This is a genomic window from Micrococcus luteus (genome assembly GCF_022664405.1).
Taxonomy (GTDB): Bacteria; Actinomycetota; Actinomycetes; order Actinomycetales; family Micrococcaceae; genus Micrococcus; species Micrococcus luteus.
Map to the genome: position 1 here is coordinate 1 of NZ_JAKRLB010000061.1, position 541 is coordinate 541.

1 protein-coding gene is annotated in these 541 nt (G+C 68.0%); it reads right to left on the bottom strand.

Annotation, left to right across the window (positions count from 1 at the left end; genetic code table 11):
- Positions 1-424 (bottom strand): helix-turn-helix domain-containing protein (locus MF605_RS11915; RefSeq protein WP_242821303.1); only part of this gene is annotated, 424 nt, incomplete at its 3' end.
- Positions 425-541 lie beyond the last annotated feature (117 nt).

Below are 541 nucleotides of genomic sequence, written 5' to 3' on the forward strand. Positions count from 1 at the left end.
GCCCTCTCGCGGTGATCTTCTGGGGTCGTTGGCGCAGGTCTTCTCCGGCCGGGGTCAGGTCCCGTAGGCGGGAGATCCCGAGTCGGTGCAGCCACCGTCCCACGGTACGAAGACACACCCGGTGGCCCTCGGAGACGAGGTGGTGATGGATGCGCCGTGCGGACCACTTGCGCTCCCGCCGCAGGGCGTGGATCTGGGCGACCAAGACCGGATCGAGCTGGGCAGGTGAACGGTGCGGCCGGCTGGGCAGGTCCTGAAGGCCGGCTTCTCCCTGGGCGCGGTAGCGGGCGACCCAAGTGGCCACCGTGGGCCGGCTCACCCGGAACTCGGCGGCCACGTGTGCCTGCGGGATCCCGTCGTGCAGGTGGCGGTGGACCATCCTGAGACGGCCGGTCGGGGTCAGGGGTGCGTTAGCGTGAGTCATGAGTGGGTCTTCTCGGGCAGGTCGGTGGTGTAGGAACTTCCATCCTGCGGGAGAGGCCCACTCGTCTCATCTCAGCCCGGTACCCATGTCAAGAACCTCATGACCCACAACACCTAG